14 protein-coding genes are annotated in these 15772 nt (G+C 39.9%); 3 read left to right on the forward strand and 11 right to left on the reverse strand.

Annotated elements, in window-relative coordinates; genetic code table 11:
* Window positions 1–354: 354 nt before the first annotated feature.
* From M3210_RS06635 to M3210_RS06680, 10 genes are all read right to left on the reverse strand, one after another.
* Window positions 355–1539 (reverse strand): NAD(P)/FAD-dependent oxidoreductase, encoded by a 1185-nt coding sequence (locus M3210_RS06635; RefSeq protein ID WP_251512644.1) that lies wholly within the window; start codon window positions 1537–1539, stop codon window positions 355–357.
* A 65-nt stretch (window positions 1540–1604) separates the two neighbouring features.
* On the reverse strand, window positions 1605–2849 hold the full coding sequence (locus M3210_RS06640; protein ID WP_251512646.1) for an NAD(P)/FAD-dependent oxidoreductase: 1245 nt from the start codon (window positions 2847–2849) through the stop codon (window positions 1605–1607).
* Window positions 2849–3229, reverse strand: coding sequence for a (2Fe-2S)-binding protein (locus M3210_RS06645; RefSeq protein ID WP_251512648.1), 381 nt, complete (start codon window positions 3227–3229; stop codon window positions 2849–2851). Before M3210_RS06645 ends, M3210_RS06640 begins: the two co-directional genes overlap by 1 nt.
* Window positions 3222–3494, reverse strand: coding sequence for a (2Fe-2S)-binding protein (locus M3210_RS06650; protein ID WP_251512650.1), 273 nt, complete (start codon window positions 3492–3494; stop codon window positions 3222–3224). The genes M3210_RS06645 and M3210_RS06650 overlap by 8 nt, the downstream gene beginning before the upstream one ends.
* Before the next feature lie 321 nt (window positions 3495–3815).
* On the reverse strand, window positions 3816–5153 hold the full coding sequence (locus M3210_RS06655) for an aminotransferase family protein (protein ID WP_251512652.1): 1338 nt from the start codon (window positions 5151–5153) through the stop codon (window positions 3816–3818).
* Window positions 5154–5248: 95 nt separating this feature from the next.
* On the reverse strand, window positions 5249–6700 hold the full coding sequence (locus M3210_RS06660) for an aldehyde dehydrogenase family protein (protein WP_251512654.1): 1452 nt from the start codon (window positions 6698–6700) through the stop codon (window positions 5249–5251).
* 33 nt (window positions 6701–6733) lie between these two features.
* Window positions 6734–7927, reverse strand: coding sequence for a M20 metallopeptidase family protein (locus M3210_RS06665; protein ID WP_251512656.1), 1194 nt, complete (start codon window positions 7925–7927; stop codon window positions 6734–6736).
* A gap of 27 nt (window positions 7928–7954) precedes the next feature.
* A complete protein-coding gene (locus M3210_RS06670; protein ID WP_251512658.1) occupies window positions 7955–9151 on the reverse strand; it encodes a M24 family metallopeptidase in 1197 nt (398 codons plus the stop codon).
* A gap of 241 nt (window positions 9152–9392) precedes the next feature.
* Window positions 9393–11093: a PucR family transcriptional regulator gene (locus M3210_RS06675; RefSeq protein ID WP_251512661.1), complete on the reverse strand. Its 1701-nt coding sequence runs from the start codon at window positions 11091–11093 to the stop codon at window positions 9393–9395.
* Between the two features lie 180 nt (window positions 11094–11273).
* Complete coding sequence (locus M3210_RS06680; protein ID WP_251512663.1) at window positions 11274–12734, reverse strand: MFS transporter; 1461 nt, start codon at window positions 12732–12734, stop codon at window positions 11274–11276.
* A gap of 638 nt (window positions 12735–13372) precedes the next feature.
* Here M3210_RS06680 and M3210_RS06685 point away from each other — a divergent pair.
* Window positions 13373–13663, forward strand: a complete 291-nt coding sequence (locus M3210_RS06685; RefSeq protein WP_251512665.1) for a hypothetical protein — start codon at window positions 13373–13375, stop codon at window positions 13661–13663.
* A gap of 191 nt (window positions 13664–13854) precedes the next feature.
* On the opposite strand, the gene M3210_RS06690 is transcribed toward M3210_RS06685, so the two are convergent.
* Window positions 13855–14391 (reverse strand): ECF transporter S component, encoded by a 537-nt coding sequence (locus M3210_RS06690; protein ID WP_251512667.1) that lies wholly within the window; start codon window positions 14389–14391, stop codon window positions 13855–13857.
* A 201-nt stretch (window positions 14392–14592) separates the two neighbouring features.
* On the opposite strand from M3210_RS06690, the gene M3210_RS06695 reads away from it, so the two are divergent.
* Window positions 14593–15441 (forward strand): pyridoxamine kinase, encoded by an 849-nt coding sequence (locus M3210_RS06695; protein WP_251512670.1) that lies wholly within the window; start codon window positions 14593–14595, stop codon window positions 15439–15441.
* Window positions 15442–15498: 57 nt separating this feature from the next.
* A complete protein-coding gene (locus M3210_RS06700) occupies window positions 15499–15765 on the forward strand; it encodes a YciI family protein (RefSeq protein WP_251512672.1) in 267 nt (88 codons plus the stop codon).
* The last annotated feature ends 7 nt before the right edge of the window (window positions 15766–15772 follow it).

Consider the following 15772-nt stretch of genomic DNA (forward strand, 5'->3'; position numbering starts at 1 on the left):
GTAATATTTATTTGGGTCATCTTTTCCTACCTCCATGTGTTGTTTTCTTGGTCGAAAATATTTTAACATGGGTCTGGAAGATGACCTATTTTTTTATACCTTTTTACACAATTATAAGGACGTTATCACGAATCAAGCTAGTATGGGAGTGTAATGTACAATAGAGAGGTTCTATTGACACGAATCAAGCTAGTATGGGAGTGTAATGTACAATAGAGAGCTTCTATTGTCACGAACGAATACTGTACGATAGCAAAATAGACAAGAGAGCAGCAATTATTAAAACGTATACCACGCCCCCAATCAAAAACCTGAAGAGAAGTTCTCTTCAGGTTTTCTCACTCTCATAATCACTTAAGCATACACTTTATCTTTCTTGAATCGGTTAAAGCTCAACGGTTCTGTTGGCATAATCGTTTCAGATTTTTCATTGATGATCTCTTCCATCAGTTTACCTGTACCAGTCGCTAAGCTGATTCCGTCCCCTTCATGTCCTGCTGCGATATAAAATCCTGGAACTTCGTCGACAGCTGAAACAATTGGTAAATGGTCCTCCGTATACGGTCGGAAACCAGTGTACGCACGAATGATTTTGAAATCATTCATCTTCGGATAAAATCGGAGTGCACGTCTTGCCATCGTTTCAACCACATTAATGTCAATCGTTGGATCATAACCAACAAATTGACGGCTGCTTCCGAGCAGGAAGTTTTGGCTTTCTGTCGGCTCCAAAACGAGAGCAACACCGTGTTTAGCAGTACGCTCATCAGCGATACGCTCACGGCCAAATTTATTCATAAGGTAACCAAATTCCATGACATTTCGCATCATGACGGGCTCTTGTCTCGCTCCGACAAGAATATGTCCTTTTCTCGGAATGATCGGAATATCTACATCGAGCATTTTTCCGATGAATGGTGCCCAAACACCAGCTGCGTTAACGACTTTTTTCGCACGTACATTTCCATTTGTTGTTTGGATAGTAAAGTCCGCATCGTCCTTTGAAATATGCTTCACTTCAGCTTGTGTTTTTACGGCTAATCCATAATCTCTCTCTGCTTTATCGATTAACGCATAGCAGAACATATACGGGTTAATTAAAGAGTCTGTTTCACATTCCAATCCGCCTGGGATGTCATGTGCGAAAAATGGTGATTCATTACGGATATCTTGCTGATCCAACACGTTAAACTTCAAACCGTTTTCCGTTTGTGTTTTAACCCAGTCAACAGCAGCCTGCATTTCATCATCATTATCACAAACTAGAATACTACCAGATCTTCTATATTCAAATGGTCGATCTAACTTTTTGGCCAAGTCTTCAATCAATTCTTGGCTTACCCAAGACATATGGCTGTCGAATCCGGGATCCTTATCAACGATGGATACGTTACCATCACAACGGGAACTTGTACCGCTTGCAATATCATTTTTCTCGATCAGAATACAGTCCAATCCTGATTCAGCAAGATAATAAGCTACTGAACAGCCGACAATTCCGCCGCCAATAATGGCAACTTCATAATTTTTTGTAGGCATACATCATAACCCCCAACCTATAATTAAAAAACAATTTAAAAGCTACCCTAAACTATCTCCGTTAATTATACGTATTCCAATTCTTTCTCCACTTCTTGTGCTTTTACCAAATCATCATATGCTGCGGATACTTTCGCACGGCCTTCTGGAATATGCGGGTGGAATTGGATACTTGCTGCATCCCGAGTTGCTTTCACTTCGCTGATAGCTGTTTGTAATTTACCAGTAATCTCAGAAGTATTCTTTTCTTTGATGACGATAGCCAGACCGGCAACCTTTCCTTGTTCACGGGCAACTTTCGAACTTTCAATTCCAGTAATATTCCCCGCGACATAAATTCCAGCTACCGGTGTCTCCATTTTTTCATTATGAACCGGCACATGACCACCAAGTTCCTCTGAGTAAATGAATGGACAACCGACAACTCCTGCAAGTTCTGCTAAAGGATACAATCCGCCAGCTATACAAACAAAATCGACAGGAATTTCCTCTTCGGAATTTCCAATGATGTCCCCGTGCATCGTGACATCAACCATGGTAACGGATTCAACTTTGTCTGTACCATTGATTTGTTTAATTGCCTTATTCAAATAGATTGGCATGCCCCACATCTTGATTCCATTTTTAGGATAATATTGGACGACTAAATCTTGAACCCATTTCCATTTTGCAAATCTGCTTCCGAATTGAATAAACTTCGATGGTGCCAAGTGTGCAATTCGTGACAAACGCTCCATCACAAGGCGCGGATTCGCTTGATCTTCTGAAACGACATTACGAGTTGGCAGAGCCATACTGTGAAGATCTACCCCGGCAAGCTGCAACTCTCTTGCAATCGCTGCAGATAACACGTTCACACCGACAACAATTCCCTTTTCGCCGACTTTTACACGATGAACGTTTGTCATTACTTGTGCAGCACCAATCGACATGACACCCGGTAATGTCCAGCCTGGAATAGGAGCTGGTGATTCTGCAGCACCTGTTGCGATAAGAACATTATTAGTTACAAATTTTTGTTGCTTCGTATGTACAACAAATTGCTTTTCCAATTTTTCTATATGATAAACCGAATAACCTAAACGAATGTCTGTATTCAGACTTTCCGCTTTTGTCTGTAACGCCTTGCTCTCTTCAATTCCGTTCCACCATTCACCACTCGGCTCTTGATGGAGCTGTCCAAGAAGACGGCCTCCAACTTTCGGAAATTCATCTAATACGACGACATCTAAATCATTTTCTCTGCATTGGATGGCAGCCGCTAACCCTGCAGGCCCAGCCCCAATAATAACAACATCTAATTGTTGCATTACTTCTGTCCCTCCTGCTCTTTGTACTCCGCGTATGTTCTTGGCTTCACGCCTTCCTTAGAAGGGTCTAATGGATGAGGCTGAACCTGCCCGCTTTCAACAACCATATTCTCCTGGATAGGAGTTAAACATGCCCGCACATTATCTTCCCCATCAACCGTTACCCGGCATTCAAAACAATGGCCGATATTGCAATAGATGCCACGAGGATTACCAGATTCCTCATGCTTACGCAACGTACGGACTCCATGAGCTAAAAGAGCCGATGCAATGGTATCGTTTTCAAATCCTTCATACGTTTTACCATCAAATTGGAATGTTACCTTTCGTTTTTGATCAATTTGACCTAACACCGGATGGTCTACTATTCTATTATTCATCTTTTGCCAGGCCTCCTAAATCTGTCAATGAAAGTGGTCTCACTGGAGGAGCGACCTTTAATGGAAGCTCATTTGTAGGATCTTCCCCTGTTATATCAGTTAATACCTTGTCAACAGCTTGACGGCATGTACGCCCACCACAAAAGCCCATCCCGGCTCTTGTCAGCAACTTGAGTTCACGTGCTGAACTGTTGTATTTTCTTGCTGTTTCTTCTAACTCTTGTAATGTTACTTCCTCACATCTACAAACAATTGTGTCTTTCATTGTAAGCCCCCTTGCTGTTAAAAGTTTGTTTATCACTTGTATTCTATCACCAAATTCTTTGAAAATATAGCAAAAATATCGTTTAATAGTTTTTTTACTATAAAATGCGACATGACGGGATACAGGTAAAGTTTTCCACCCCATATCCACGATAATTAATGGTCAAAATCATCAACAAAAGTGCACCTTTCATTCACGAAAAACTAGGACTAGTGATGGACACTCACCAGTCCTAGTTTGACATTATATTTCAGAATTAACAATAGGATAGATGGCGTTATTTCGTAATAGTGGCAGAAGTGAATCTGCCTCTACATTCCATTATAATCCTTTTTTCACTGCCGTTAAGGAAGTATCGATAATCGAAATCATTTTCTCTACTTCATCTTTTGTAATACAGAATGGTGGTGCAAATGCGATGGTATCTTGACCTTCATAAATGATTGCCCGGCCGATCATATTATGCTTCAGAGCTTCCTCTACTACCTTAGGTGCAAGCGGTTCTTCAAATGTTGTTTTTGTATCTCTATCTTTGAAAATTTCAATGGCACCGAGTAAACCAATTTGACGAATATTGCCGATTTCATCATGAGTTTGCTCTAGATATTTGAATCCTTTCAGTAATTCAGCACCCATTTGGTTTACATTTTCATTTAATTTTTCCTGTTCAATGAGTTCCAAGTTTTTAAGAGCGACTGCGCAGGCAGTATTATGACCGCTGTACGTATATCCATGGTAGAAGTTGCCCTCTGTCAGCTCTGTCAACTCTTCTTTAAGTCTATCAGTAAATACTACCCCTCCAAGCGGAGCATAACCGCTAGTCACACCTTTCGCAAACACCAACATATCAGGCACTACACCAAAGTTGTCGATACCAAAAGTTGTACCGGTTCTATAGAAACCATTGATGACCTCGTCTGCAATGAATAAAATATCGTTTTGATCGCAAATCTCACGAACTTCTTTAAAGAAGTCTTCTGATGGTGGCAGGTTCACCCCGCCAGAACCTTGAACTGGTTCAGAAATAATGGCTGCAATGGTTTCGGCACCTTCACGTTCGATTAATTCCTTCAGTGCGTCAATCGATGAATCTACATAGAGGTGTTCTTGAGATAGCCCTGGGAAATCTCTGAACGGGAACAACTCAGTCGCAGGTGAAGCACCAAGGGATACTCCATGATAAGATTTTCCGCGAGAGATGATTTTTGTTTTCTTTTCATAGCCTTTCATTTTCCAGTAGTAACGTGCCGTTTTAAATGCCGTGTCATTCGATTCTGAGCCACCACAAGTGAAAAATGTGTAGTTGAGATCTCCAGGAGTCATTTCGGCGATTTTTGCTGCTAAACGAATGACTGGTTCATGGCTATTCGTTGCGAATGTGGAGCTGTAAGCCAATTTTTTCATTTGCTCCATTGCCGCAACTGCAAGCTCCTCTCTTCCATGTCCGATGTTAACATTCCATAAAGAAGACAGACTATCAATGACTTCTCTTCCTCTTATATCTTTTAAATAGATTCCTTTTCCTTCTGTAAAAATAAACCCTGGCCCATCTGCCTGTTGTTGTTTGAATGAGGTGGATGGATGAAAGAAATGCTTCTTATCCAGTTCAGCCAATTCTTCATATTGCTTTTGTAAGCTTTCCGTTTCTCTTAATAACATATTCATTTTCCCTCCAGGTATTATTATATTTTTTCAGCTATTAAGCTATTGGATTTCCTGATTAATAGCCTAGTTAAAGGTGTTGCTGCATAGGATTACATAGATTTTCTATAATTCAGCTTAAAACTTACGACCTTTGGCTCTGTCATCTCCTGGATGGCATATTTCACACCTTCTCTTCCCAGTCCAGATCCTTTGACACCACCAAATGGCATACCGTCAATCCGATAATCACTACTATCGTTGATCATGATTCCACCAACATTCATTTTCTCGATGGCTTCAAATGCTTTTTCGATATCTCTTGTGAAAATTCCCGCTTGCAGGCCATAGTCAACGTCATTCGATTGTTGGATCGCAGTAGAAAAATCATCCACGGCATATAGTAGTACAACCGGACCAAATATTTCCTGCTTTGCAATTTTGCAATCTGCCGGAACATCCGTTAAAACAGTTGGATAATAAAATGCTCCTTCCCGCTTGCCTCCAATTAAGAGATTTGCACCTTTATCAACTGCTTCATTCACCCATCGCTCTACTCTCATCGCTTCCTTTTCGTTAATCATCGGACCCATATCTGTCGTTTCCAGCATCTTATCTCCCACACGATATTGATTAGTCTGGACAATGAACTCGGAGCAGAATTCATCATAGATTTCCTGTTCAATATAAATCCGTTGGACTCCAAGACAGTTTTGACCCGTGGCATAAAAAGCTCCCGATACCGTTGATTCTACTGCCTCTTGAACATCGGTATCCTTTAAAACGATGACAGGTGAGTTGGATCCCAGCTCCATGCTTATCTTTTTCAATCCTGCTTTATGTGCAATCTCTTCTCCTGTTTCTAGGCCACCTGTAAAGGAAACCATTCGAATCGCCGGATGAGTGACTAGCATATCGCCTATTTCTCCACCATGCCCTGTAATAACCGAGAGCACTTTGGCCGGTAAACCTGCAGCTTCAAATGCTTCCGCTAATAGCAGAGCGCTAAGCGGCGTAACAGTTGCCGGCTTGACGATAATGGCATTTCCTGACGCTATAGCGGGACCGATTTTATGGGCAACTAAGTTGAGTGGGTCATTAAAAGGTGTAATGGCGGCAATGATTCCAATTGGAAAACGATAATAATAGCCCAGGCGATCTTCACTGCCTTCTCTTTGATCGAAAGGAATGGTTTCTCCATGGATACGCCTTGCCTCTTCAGCTGATATCTGCAATGTTTGGATACAGCGTTCCACTTCAGATCTGGCTTGAACAATGGTCTTACTACCTTCCAATGCAATAGTTTCCGCATACTTTTCACTATTCTTTTTAATATAATTAGCAGCCTCGTTTAAGATGCTGACCCTTTCGTGGACCGGCATCGCAGCAGCAATTTCAGCCCCTTCTTTCGCTTGTTCGATGGCGTATAACACATCTTCCTCCGATGCTGCGGGAACACTGGTTATAAATGAATCGTCTTGCGGGTTCCAAACTGCAATCGATTCGTCTTTACTGACCCATTCACCTGCAAGAAACATTTTCGTGTGGAGCACTTCGGTTTTCATAACATCACACCTTCCTGAAAAATGATTAAAAGATTACTGCTTCAATAATCTTAGAGCAGATGCTGCAAGAATGGATACGCCCATCGGAAGACAGCGCTCGTCAATATCAAACGTATTTGTATGCAAGTCACGTGAGATTCCATCCTGCATAGCACATCCAAGAAAGAACATGGCTCCTGGTATTTGTCTTGTCATATATCCAAAATCTTCACCACCAAGACCAAATGGTTTTTGCACAATCTTTAGCTCTGGGTACAGTTCTGTGGCAGCATTTCTTATCACTTCATTCACTTCGCGATCATTATTTAAAGCTGGTTCACCTCGTTCTACAACGAATGTATAGGAGCCTCCGAAAGGCTCCACCACTTTAAATGCTTGCTCCACCTCTTTGGCGAGCTGATCTCTGACTTCAGGTGAGTAACTTCTCAATGTACCTGTGATCGATACTTCTTCAGGAATGATATTGCTGGCAGTTCCCGTCTGGATTTGACCAATGCTTGCAACAGCTGTATCCAGTGCAGATATTTTCTTGGAGATGATTCCGTAAAACGCTTGCAAAAAGGAGCCTAGCATCCAAATCGGATCCGTTCCCAAATGCGGATATCCACTATGCCCTCCTGTCGCTTTTATTTTTCCATGGAAAACATCGACATTTGCCATACTATAGCCATCATTCATTTGGATGGTCCCTACAGGTTCCCAAGGACACATGTGAAGAGCAATAATCGATTCGACGTTTTCCAATACCCCCTCCTGAATCATGCGGGGTGCTCCAGATAAACCTTCATGGTCCGTCGCTTCTTCCGCAGGCTGGAAAATTAGTTTTATCGTCCCTTGGAATAATCCTTCTCTAGCCTTTTCCGCTAGTATTTTCGCTGTTCCAAGTAAAATTGCTGTATGGGCGTCATGGCCACATGCGTGCATCACACCGGGATTTTTTGATACAAAACTATGTTGATTTTTTTCCATAATCGGCAAAGCATCCATATCAGCACGAATCGCCACTGTTTTCCCTTCACCAGCAGAAATGGTTGCTACGATTCCAGTATTTGCAATATGTTCTTGAACAGAAACTCCTTCTATCTCCTTCAATTTTTCAGCAACAAAATCTGCCGTTTGATATTCCTGAAAGCTTAATTCTGGGTATTGATGAAGATGTCTCCTCCAGCTCACAAGCTGACCTTCAATTGCCATCACTTCTCCAATAAGTTCATTCGTTACCATCATTAGGTACTCCCCCCTGCCTGCCAACGCCTATATAATTAACGTGGAGATGGTATCATCTTTTATAATCAACTCTCTTGGAAAATTCGTAAGCACTTCACAGCCCGTTTCTGTCACTCTGAACGTTTCACTTATTTCAATTCCATAATCCTCAAACCATAGGCCCGGTATTAAATGGAATGTCATATTCGGCTCTAAAACAGTGAGGTCTCCTTTACGGATACTTGCTGTATGTTCACCCCAATCAGGTGGATAACTTAAACCGACGGAATAACCAACTCTTGATTCTTTGACCAGTCCATGCTGTGAGATGATTTTTGACCAGGCAAATTCGATCTCTTCACAAGTAACACCTGGTTTGACCACATCAAGGGCTGCATTTAATCCCTCAACCACAACCTTGGATACATCCAATGCTTCCTCACTTGGCATTCCAAGTGATACAGTACGGGCCAGCGGTGCATGATAGCGTTGGTGGCATCCGGCAATTTCAATAATGACCATTTGATTATTTGTATATTTCCTATCCGTCCAAGTGATATGTGGCGTAGATGTATTTCTTCCAGAAGGAAGCATAGGTACAATCGCTGGGTAGTCTCCGCCGAAATCATCCGTCCCCCGGACTAAATCCCGATAAATATCGCCGACGGCATCACACTCTCTAACACCCTCCTGGATGGAATTCACAGCAGTTTGCATGCCGATTTCTACAATTTTTGCTGCTTTCTTCATGTATTCAATTTCTTGGTCGGATTTGATAATACGTACATAGTTGACTAGTAAACTAGCATCAGAGAATGTCGCATTAGGAAGATTTCTTTTTAGACATTCGTATGATTTTATAGAAAAAAAGTAAGAATTCATTTCAATTCCAATGGACCGGTTGGATTGACCAATTTGCGTTAAAATTTGAGCAGCAAATTCGCTAGGATGCTTTGTTTTTGATTGCACATAATCTTCTGGGTAAGGGATAATATTTTCATGATAAAGCCAGGTAGTAGCTTTAGCAGCATTCGCATCCATTTGTCTGCCTATCCATATCGGCTGATCCTCATCGACCATCACAACTAGCATCTGATCTACATAAAATGACCAGCAGTTAAATCCAGAAAGGTAATTCATATTGGAAGGGTTAGTCACGATTAAAACTTCAATCCCTTTTTCCTGCATACTTTTCTTTGTTTGATCTAGTCGTTTTTTATACTCTTTCAAACTGAATGGCAACATCATGTTCCCTCTCTTTCTGATGTAAATATTATTTTATAAGATTGTGATGATTCCCTAACTTAATTATAGAAGGAATACTCCAATAATACATTCGATAATTTGTATGAATTTTATAAAATATTTTCATACAGTTTGATTTATATTGTTCTTTATACAGATTTACCTCATGAAAATGCTGATAAAATAAAATCAGGCACTCTGCCGAACAGAGTGCCTGTAGCTTTTAATCTATATATTTGTATTAAAGCCCATTTATAGGTGAAGGGCTTGATTTCTCAATTTGTTCTCTCTTAATGACACCTGTCGACCAGACCCGAATACTAAAATCCAACAGAAAGAGATCATCTGGATTAACGAGTGATAGTCCTGTCAGTGATTCAATCTTCCTTAACCGATATAAGAGAGACTGACGGTGAAGATTGAGTTCTCGTGCAGTTTGACTTACATTTCCGCTATTGCGGTTGTATCCTTTGAATGTATGAATTAAATCCATATCCCGTTTTTCATCATATTGTATTAATGGTAAGAGCGGACCCGCGATTATTTCTTGCACTTCTTCATTTATCGCCAAATTAAGCAATAACCGATTCATACGCATTTCATCAAATTTTAGCCGTTTACCTATTCCAATTTGATTCCTTCCCATATCCAATGCCGCTTTTGCTTTTTTGAAACTTTTAGGAAACTCTCCAATACCTTCTCTATGTTTTCCAATTCCCCACGAAAAGGTCAAACCAGGAAAGAAATGATGTAATCTACGTTCAATCAAATCTAAAAAATGATTAACGGAATCAGTGGTGGATTCTTTCGTTACTTCTAAAAAGATGATGATAAGGTCATCTTCATAAGCAAATAGCATTTGATGTTTAACAGCTTCTGCCGCATAAATCAATTCTTCTTTTAGATAGCTGATCATCTGCTCCAGTTCATTCTCATTATTTAAATTTCTATTATAATCTTTTTCCATTAATGTATCTAAATTCTCTGGATACCCTACAATACATTCGTAAGGTAGTTCTAAATTACATTGAAATTGCTCGGCTTTCGTCGTTTTATATTCCTCGGACAAATTCTCATCCTTAATCACTTTTAACAGAAATTCATTTTGCAAGTGCATCTCAGCTTCCGTAGCGACACTATTTCGAGTAAACCATAATGCAGAAGCCATCGTTGCGTGTTCTATTATATGAATCTTTCCCTGATTTAACGGATCGTTTACATCAGATAAAACACAAATTTCCCCTTCATGTTCCCCATTTGTTTGAATCGAAAGGTGATACAAGTTGAATTCTTCATCTGTTATCACTCTAATTTTAGACTGCAGCGGATGATTCGATCCTTCCTGTTTGATTTGCTTTTTAAATTGATTCCTTATCGCAAAGACCTTGGAATGGTCCGCACTGCCAGCTACCGGTTTTCCTTTCTTGTTTAAAACTAAAATAGGAAGATTCAGCTCTTGTTCGACATAACTTGAGATTTGCCTTAAGTCTTTACCATCTAAAATCATTTGAATCAATTTTTGTGGAATCCCATTTGAACGCTTTAGATCGAGCTGCTGAATTTGATTTAATTCTCTCATCACTTCTTGGATGATATCAGCAAAGCGGATTTCCCATGGCAATTCGATGATAATAAAGTTTCGCTCTTCCGCGAATCGAATAATCTCATCAGGTATCTCAAATATATAGCGTCCTGTTGCAATCGCTAATGCTGATGCCCCTGAATCATATACATCTTTCACAAACTCTAATAAAATATCAATATCCTCGTGACAGCCAATTCCTGTCGTGAGTACAAATTCATTTTCTCTTACAAAATTTTCAACAGGGTATTCTATAACCGAAACCCATTCCACCATTTTATTATTTAATACAGCTTTACCTGTCTTTAATGTAGACGTTTTCAAAAGGGGGAGTTCGATAATATCACGGACATGCAACATTTCACAATCTCTCCTCTCAAATGTCACCAATAGATTATATTCTGGAACGACCAAATAAACACACACGAAATGATTGAGATACACTTCCATCATACAAGAATCCCAATTGGTTATAAACATCTTTGCTAATAAAATGTAAAACACCTTATAACTTATAGATTTATAAGGTGTTTTACTTCTTTATTTAATGTTTGTTTTTGCAGGAGAGTTTTGGGTGTACGAAGCTTCTACATGCATCTCCGCTGGTTCTTCTTCCTTCCACCAAAGAGCTTGAACTGGATTTTTCAGTATCTCATCCACTTCGCTTTGATCTTCAATAGTTGGTGCAGAACCTCTTAACGATTTGCCAGCTGTTTCTTTTACAAAGAGACTGACTACTATAAGACCGACTATACAGGCAGCTATCAAGTAATATGCAGGAATCATACTGTTGTCCGTCATACTTACTAGCCAAGCGATAATTAGCGGGGTTGTCCCACCAAATAATGAGGTAGAAATATTATACGTGATCGCAAGTGAACCATAACGTACTTTGGTAAAAAATAGGGACGGCAATGTTGCAGGTAGAACACCTTGGAAAGCTGCGAGCATGATTCCAAGTATAAACAGCCCAGAGAAAACAATAAAACCATTACCTGAACTCATCATCATAAATGCTGGTACTCCAAGGATAATGTTTCCGATTAGAGCCCCTATCACAATCTTGTTGCGACCAATTCGATCACTCCAATGACCCATTATTAAGATGATAGGAATAATGGAAACCATCACTAGAAGTGAATAAACCAATCCCTTTGTTTCACCGTAACCAAGTTCTTCAGTTAAATAGGATGGCATATAAGTAAGGACCATATAGAGCGCTGTATTATAGAAGAATACTACTCCTAAACAAATTAGCAATGGCTTCCAATGATTCGTTAATATTTCTTTAAGCGAAGCACGATGCCGATCTTCTTCCTTTGCTTCTTCCAATGCCATAAATGCAGGCGTTTCCGATAAGCGAGAGCGCATATAAAAACCAATAACTCCCAACGGCCCAGCAATCAAGAATGGCAGCCGCCATCCCCATTCCACCATTTTTTCAGGACCGAGGATGTAAGTCAACAATGTAACTAATGCAGCACTAGAAGCAAAACCCACGAGTGTTCCAACTTCTAAACCACTTGCTAAAAAACCACGTCTTTTATCCGGCGTCGACTCGGCTATGTAAGTCATAGCACCTGCATATTCTCCTCCGGTTGAGAACCCTTGAATTAATCTGGCAAACAGCAACAAAATAGGAGCTGCAACACCTATAGTAGAATAGCTTGGAATAAGACCAATAAACACGGTAGACGCTGCCATCATAATTAGTGTAAGCGAAAGGATTTTCTTTCTACCAATCCGATCCCCCAACATCCCAAACACCAAACCTCCAACTGGACGTGCAATAAATGCAATGGCAAATGTAGCAAATGCATAAATCAATTGATAAGCAGGATCGATCTCAGGAAAGAACACTTTACCAATCGTAACAGCCAAATACGCATATAGACCAAAGTCAAACCATTCCATGGCATTACCAAGTGATGTAACGAAAACCGTCTGTTTAGCAGCCTTCCTGTCTACAACAATAATATCGTCTTTTTTTAAGTTACTCATATTTTTTCCTCCAACTTCATCTAAGTATAGGGAATAACAATTTGAAATCTGCCGTACTAATTATTTGTTATGTGACTCATAGATAATAATAGTTAAATAGAAAAGATAGACCACCCCATATAAGCGCTTTCATTATATGGTTCGAACTTGATAATTCATTTCTGACAAGTGAATTACATTTCGTATCAAGATTTCACTTTACTGTGTTTTCACTATATTAACAGTAGTTAAAAAACTAAACAATGCACAAATTGTATGAAGAATATTTTCTACCTTTTAGACAATCTAACTAGAGATTTAAAAATGATTCCCTCCACTTCATATTGCATTTACAACGTCGATGAATATTTATATCTAGTCTGGTAGTTACGAAGTGTACCGTACTAAATAGCTTGCCCTAGACATTGCAACCCGTTATAAGATTCATAAAAATCTAATGTTTTTTACAATAAGATGAAGCGATTGTTAAATTGTTTTTGCCAATTCTTTGAATAAGCAGATTACCTCAACGTTTTGTTAGCTACCATCATTTTTTCCTTTGACATCATAATGATATTGGTTTGTTATGAGAACTCCACAGTTTTCTTACATATTTCAGTTATTCTATAAGGGAAGTCAAATGTTTAGGAGGTCAATAGATGAAGATCAAACAAGTTCTTACAGGTGTACTTTCTGTTGGTATCGCATTGACGTTAGCTGCTTGCTCAGGAGAAGCGGAAGACCAAGAAGACATGATGGAGACCCCACCAGCTGAGACGGAAACGACCCCAAGTACAGGAGAAACGGATCCGGGGACAGACACAGAAATGGAAGAAGAGGAACCTGCTACTGATTCAGAGCCAGGATCTGAACCAGGTGATGCTGAGGATCCAAACGCTGAAACGGAAGATGAATTAGAAACAGAAGAGCCGACAGATTCAGAGGAATGATAGTGGCTCGAAAGTTAAATTTTATGTTAGATGACTCCCCCTTTATATAAAAGATAATGACTGTCTGTCTATGTGCAGGCAGTCTTTTTATGTTCATTGTTGGATAAAACATCAATGGAAAAATAAAGGACAGGCCATTTCTGTCATCGTCTATTCGATGACAGAAATGGCCTGTCCCTACCTCGATTTATCTACTTAAAATAAGAAACTTTCTTCAAGGTTGCACAAAGTGGCAGTGCAACAAGAATTCCAATCACACTTGATGTGATATCTCCAGGGATGGATGCTAACGGTGTTATCCAGTTGCCATAAAGGATTACTTCACCTAGATAATATACAGCGATCATTACTGGAGTGGATACGAGCATCGCAGTCAGGTTGAAGGCAAAACTGTTCCCTTTTCTACCATTAGCCCAAGCAATTTTTCCGATAATATAGCCCTGCAATCCACGTGCCACAATCGTAATTGGTGTCCAGATTACCCATCCACCTAACAAATCAAATAATCCCATTCCAATCGCTCCGGCAATGGCTCCTTTTTTCGGACCAAAGAGTATGGAAGCGATAAAGAGCATCGCTGTTCCTAAATGTACAAGCCCGCCATTTGCAGCAATCGGTAGTCTGATATTAATAAAAGTAGCAATAAAAATAAGTGCGACTAACATAGAGGTAAGTATTAAATCTTGTGTTTTCATTCGTTGCTTCGCATAATTTGGTGTCTGCTCCATCTCGATATTCCTTCCCAAGTAGAATTTTCTTATTACTTTAGCAAAGAATTGGCATAATCCAAAGTGTCAATTTATGAATTTTTAATGGGGTCAGTTTAGATTGGCATATATTTATTGAAAGGCCACCCCGGGTTCATGACAATCTGGCCTGCAAATGGTAAAATAGGAAAAGTTTCAATTGTTCGCCTAATGGAGGTTACTATGAAAAAAGTTGCTGTCATACAAGACTTATCATCCTTTGGAAAATGCTCATTAACAGCTGCGATACCTGTTCTTTCCGTTATGGGAGTGCAAGCATGTCCATTGCCAACAGCGGTTCTTTCTGCACAAACGGGTTATCCTAGTTATTTCTGGGAAGATTTCACATCCAAAATGAATCAATTCACGGAAGAATGGAATAAGCTCGAGGTAACCTTTGATGGAATATTCACTGGCTTCGTAACAGGCGGGGAGCAGATCAATAATATATTCCATTTCTTGGACACCTTTTATAAAGAAGAAACACGTTTACTCGTAGATCCAGTCATGGGAGATGACGGAGAAGTTTATGATATATTTAGCGACGGCCTGCTGGAGAGAATGAAGGACCTGGTGAAGCAAGCAGACGTCATTACACCAAATGTAACCGAATGCTGCCTATTATCGGGGCTTTCCTTTGAAAAACTGCAGAACTACTCAAGTGCAGAAGATTACATGAAAGCACTGGAAGAAACAGGTAAACATCTGCGCCAAGCAACCGGAGCTGAAGTGATTATCACCGGCGTGAATCCCCCTGCGCTTCCTGGTGACAAGCAGTCCATTGGAAATCTTTATATTGATAAAAACAACGCCTTTTACCAAGGTATGGAATATAACGGGAAGAGCTATTCTGGTACTGGTGATTTATTTGCATCCGTCATTATGGGAAGTATGATGCGTGGGGAAAACCTGAAAGATGCAGTCCAGCTTGCAGTAAAATTCCTCACTGAAGCTATTCATGATTCTTCGGTGGAAAGCGTCCCTGAAATCGAAGGAATTAATTTTGAAAAGTATTTGGGGATGTTGTTGTAATACGGAATTATGTTAATCTTAAAACTAAGAAATGAATCTAGTAACGGAGGGAATCATATGTCTTACTTCGCAGCGTTTTTAAAAATGAAAGACCTTGAATTGAGCCAAACGTTTAGACCCGATCATTTATCTTACTTGGAAGAGTTAGAAGAACAGGGAAAGATTTTTGCTAGAGGTCCATTGGAAGATGGAACAGGCGGGTTGGTTATTTATATTGCTGATAACTTTAAGGAAGCTAAAGAAATGGCAGAGAATGATCCGTATATCGTCCATGAAGCACGGGAGCTTTCCTTACATAAGTGGAATATGACGACTGGGAAATAATCGTTCT

The organism is Oceanobacillus luteolus (genome assembly GCF_023715655.1).
Lineage (GTDB): Bacteria > Bacillota > Bacilli > Bacillales > Amphibacillaceae > Oceanobacillus > Oceanobacillus luteolus.

Excerpts from the sequence above, each read along its gene's own strand:
- M3210_RS06635 (WP_251512644.1), bottom strand. The coding sequence starts at position 1,539 with ATGCCTACAAAAAATTATGAAGTTGCCATTATTGGCGGCGGAATTGTC.
- M3210_RS06640 (WP_251512646.1), bottom strand. The coding sequence starts at position 2,849 with ATGCAACAATTAGATGTTGTTATTATTGGGGCTGGGCCTGCAGGGTTA.
- M3210_RS06645 (WP_251512648.1), bottom strand. The coding sequence starts at position 3,229 with ATGAATAATAGAATAGTAGACCATCCGGTGTTAGGTCAAATTGATCAA.
- M3210_RS06650 (WP_251512650.1), bottom strand. The coding sequence starts at position 3,494 with ATGAAAGACACAATTGTTTGTAGATGTGAGGAAGTAACATTACAAGAG.
- M3210_RS06655 (WP_251512652.1), bottom strand. The coding sequence starts at position 5,153 with ATGTTATTAAGAGAAACGGAAAGCTTACAAAAGCAATATGAAGAATTG.
- M3210_RS06660 (WP_251512654.1), bottom strand. The coding sequence starts at position 6,700 with ATGAAAACCGAAGTGCTCCACACGAAAATGTTTCTTGCAGGTGAATGG.
- M3210_RS06665 (WP_251512656.1), bottom strand. The coding sequence starts at position 7,927 with ATGATGGTAACGAATGAACTTATTGGAGAAGTGATGGCAATTGAAGGT.
- M3210_RS06670 (WP_251512658.1), bottom strand. The coding sequence starts at position 9,151 with ATGTTGCCATTCAGTTTGAAAGAGTATAAAAAACGACTAGATCAAACA.
- M3210_RS06675 (WP_251512661.1), bottom strand. The coding sequence starts at position 11,093 with ATGTTGCATGTCCGTGATATTATCGAACTCCCCCTTTTGAAAACGTCT.
- M3210_RS06680 (WP_251512663.1), bottom strand. The coding sequence starts at position 12,734 with ATGAGTAACTTAAAAAAAGACGATATTATTGTTGTAGACAGGAAGGCT.
- M3210_RS06685 (WP_251512665.1), top strand. The coding sequence starts at position 13,373 with ATGAAGATCAAACAAGTTCTTACAGGTGTACTTTCTGTTGGTATCGCA.
- M3210_RS06690 (WP_251512667.1), bottom strand. The coding sequence starts at position 14,391 with ATGGAGCAGACACCAAATTATGCGAAGCAACGAATGAAAACACAAGAT.
- M3210_RS06695 (WP_251512670.1), top strand. The coding sequence starts at position 14,593 with ATGAAAAAAGTTGCTGTCATACAAGACTTATCATCCTTTGGAAAATGC.
- M3210_RS06700 (WP_251512672.1), top strand. The coding sequence starts at position 15,499 with ATGTCTTACTTCGCAGCGTTTTTAAAAATGAAAGACCTTGAATTGAGC.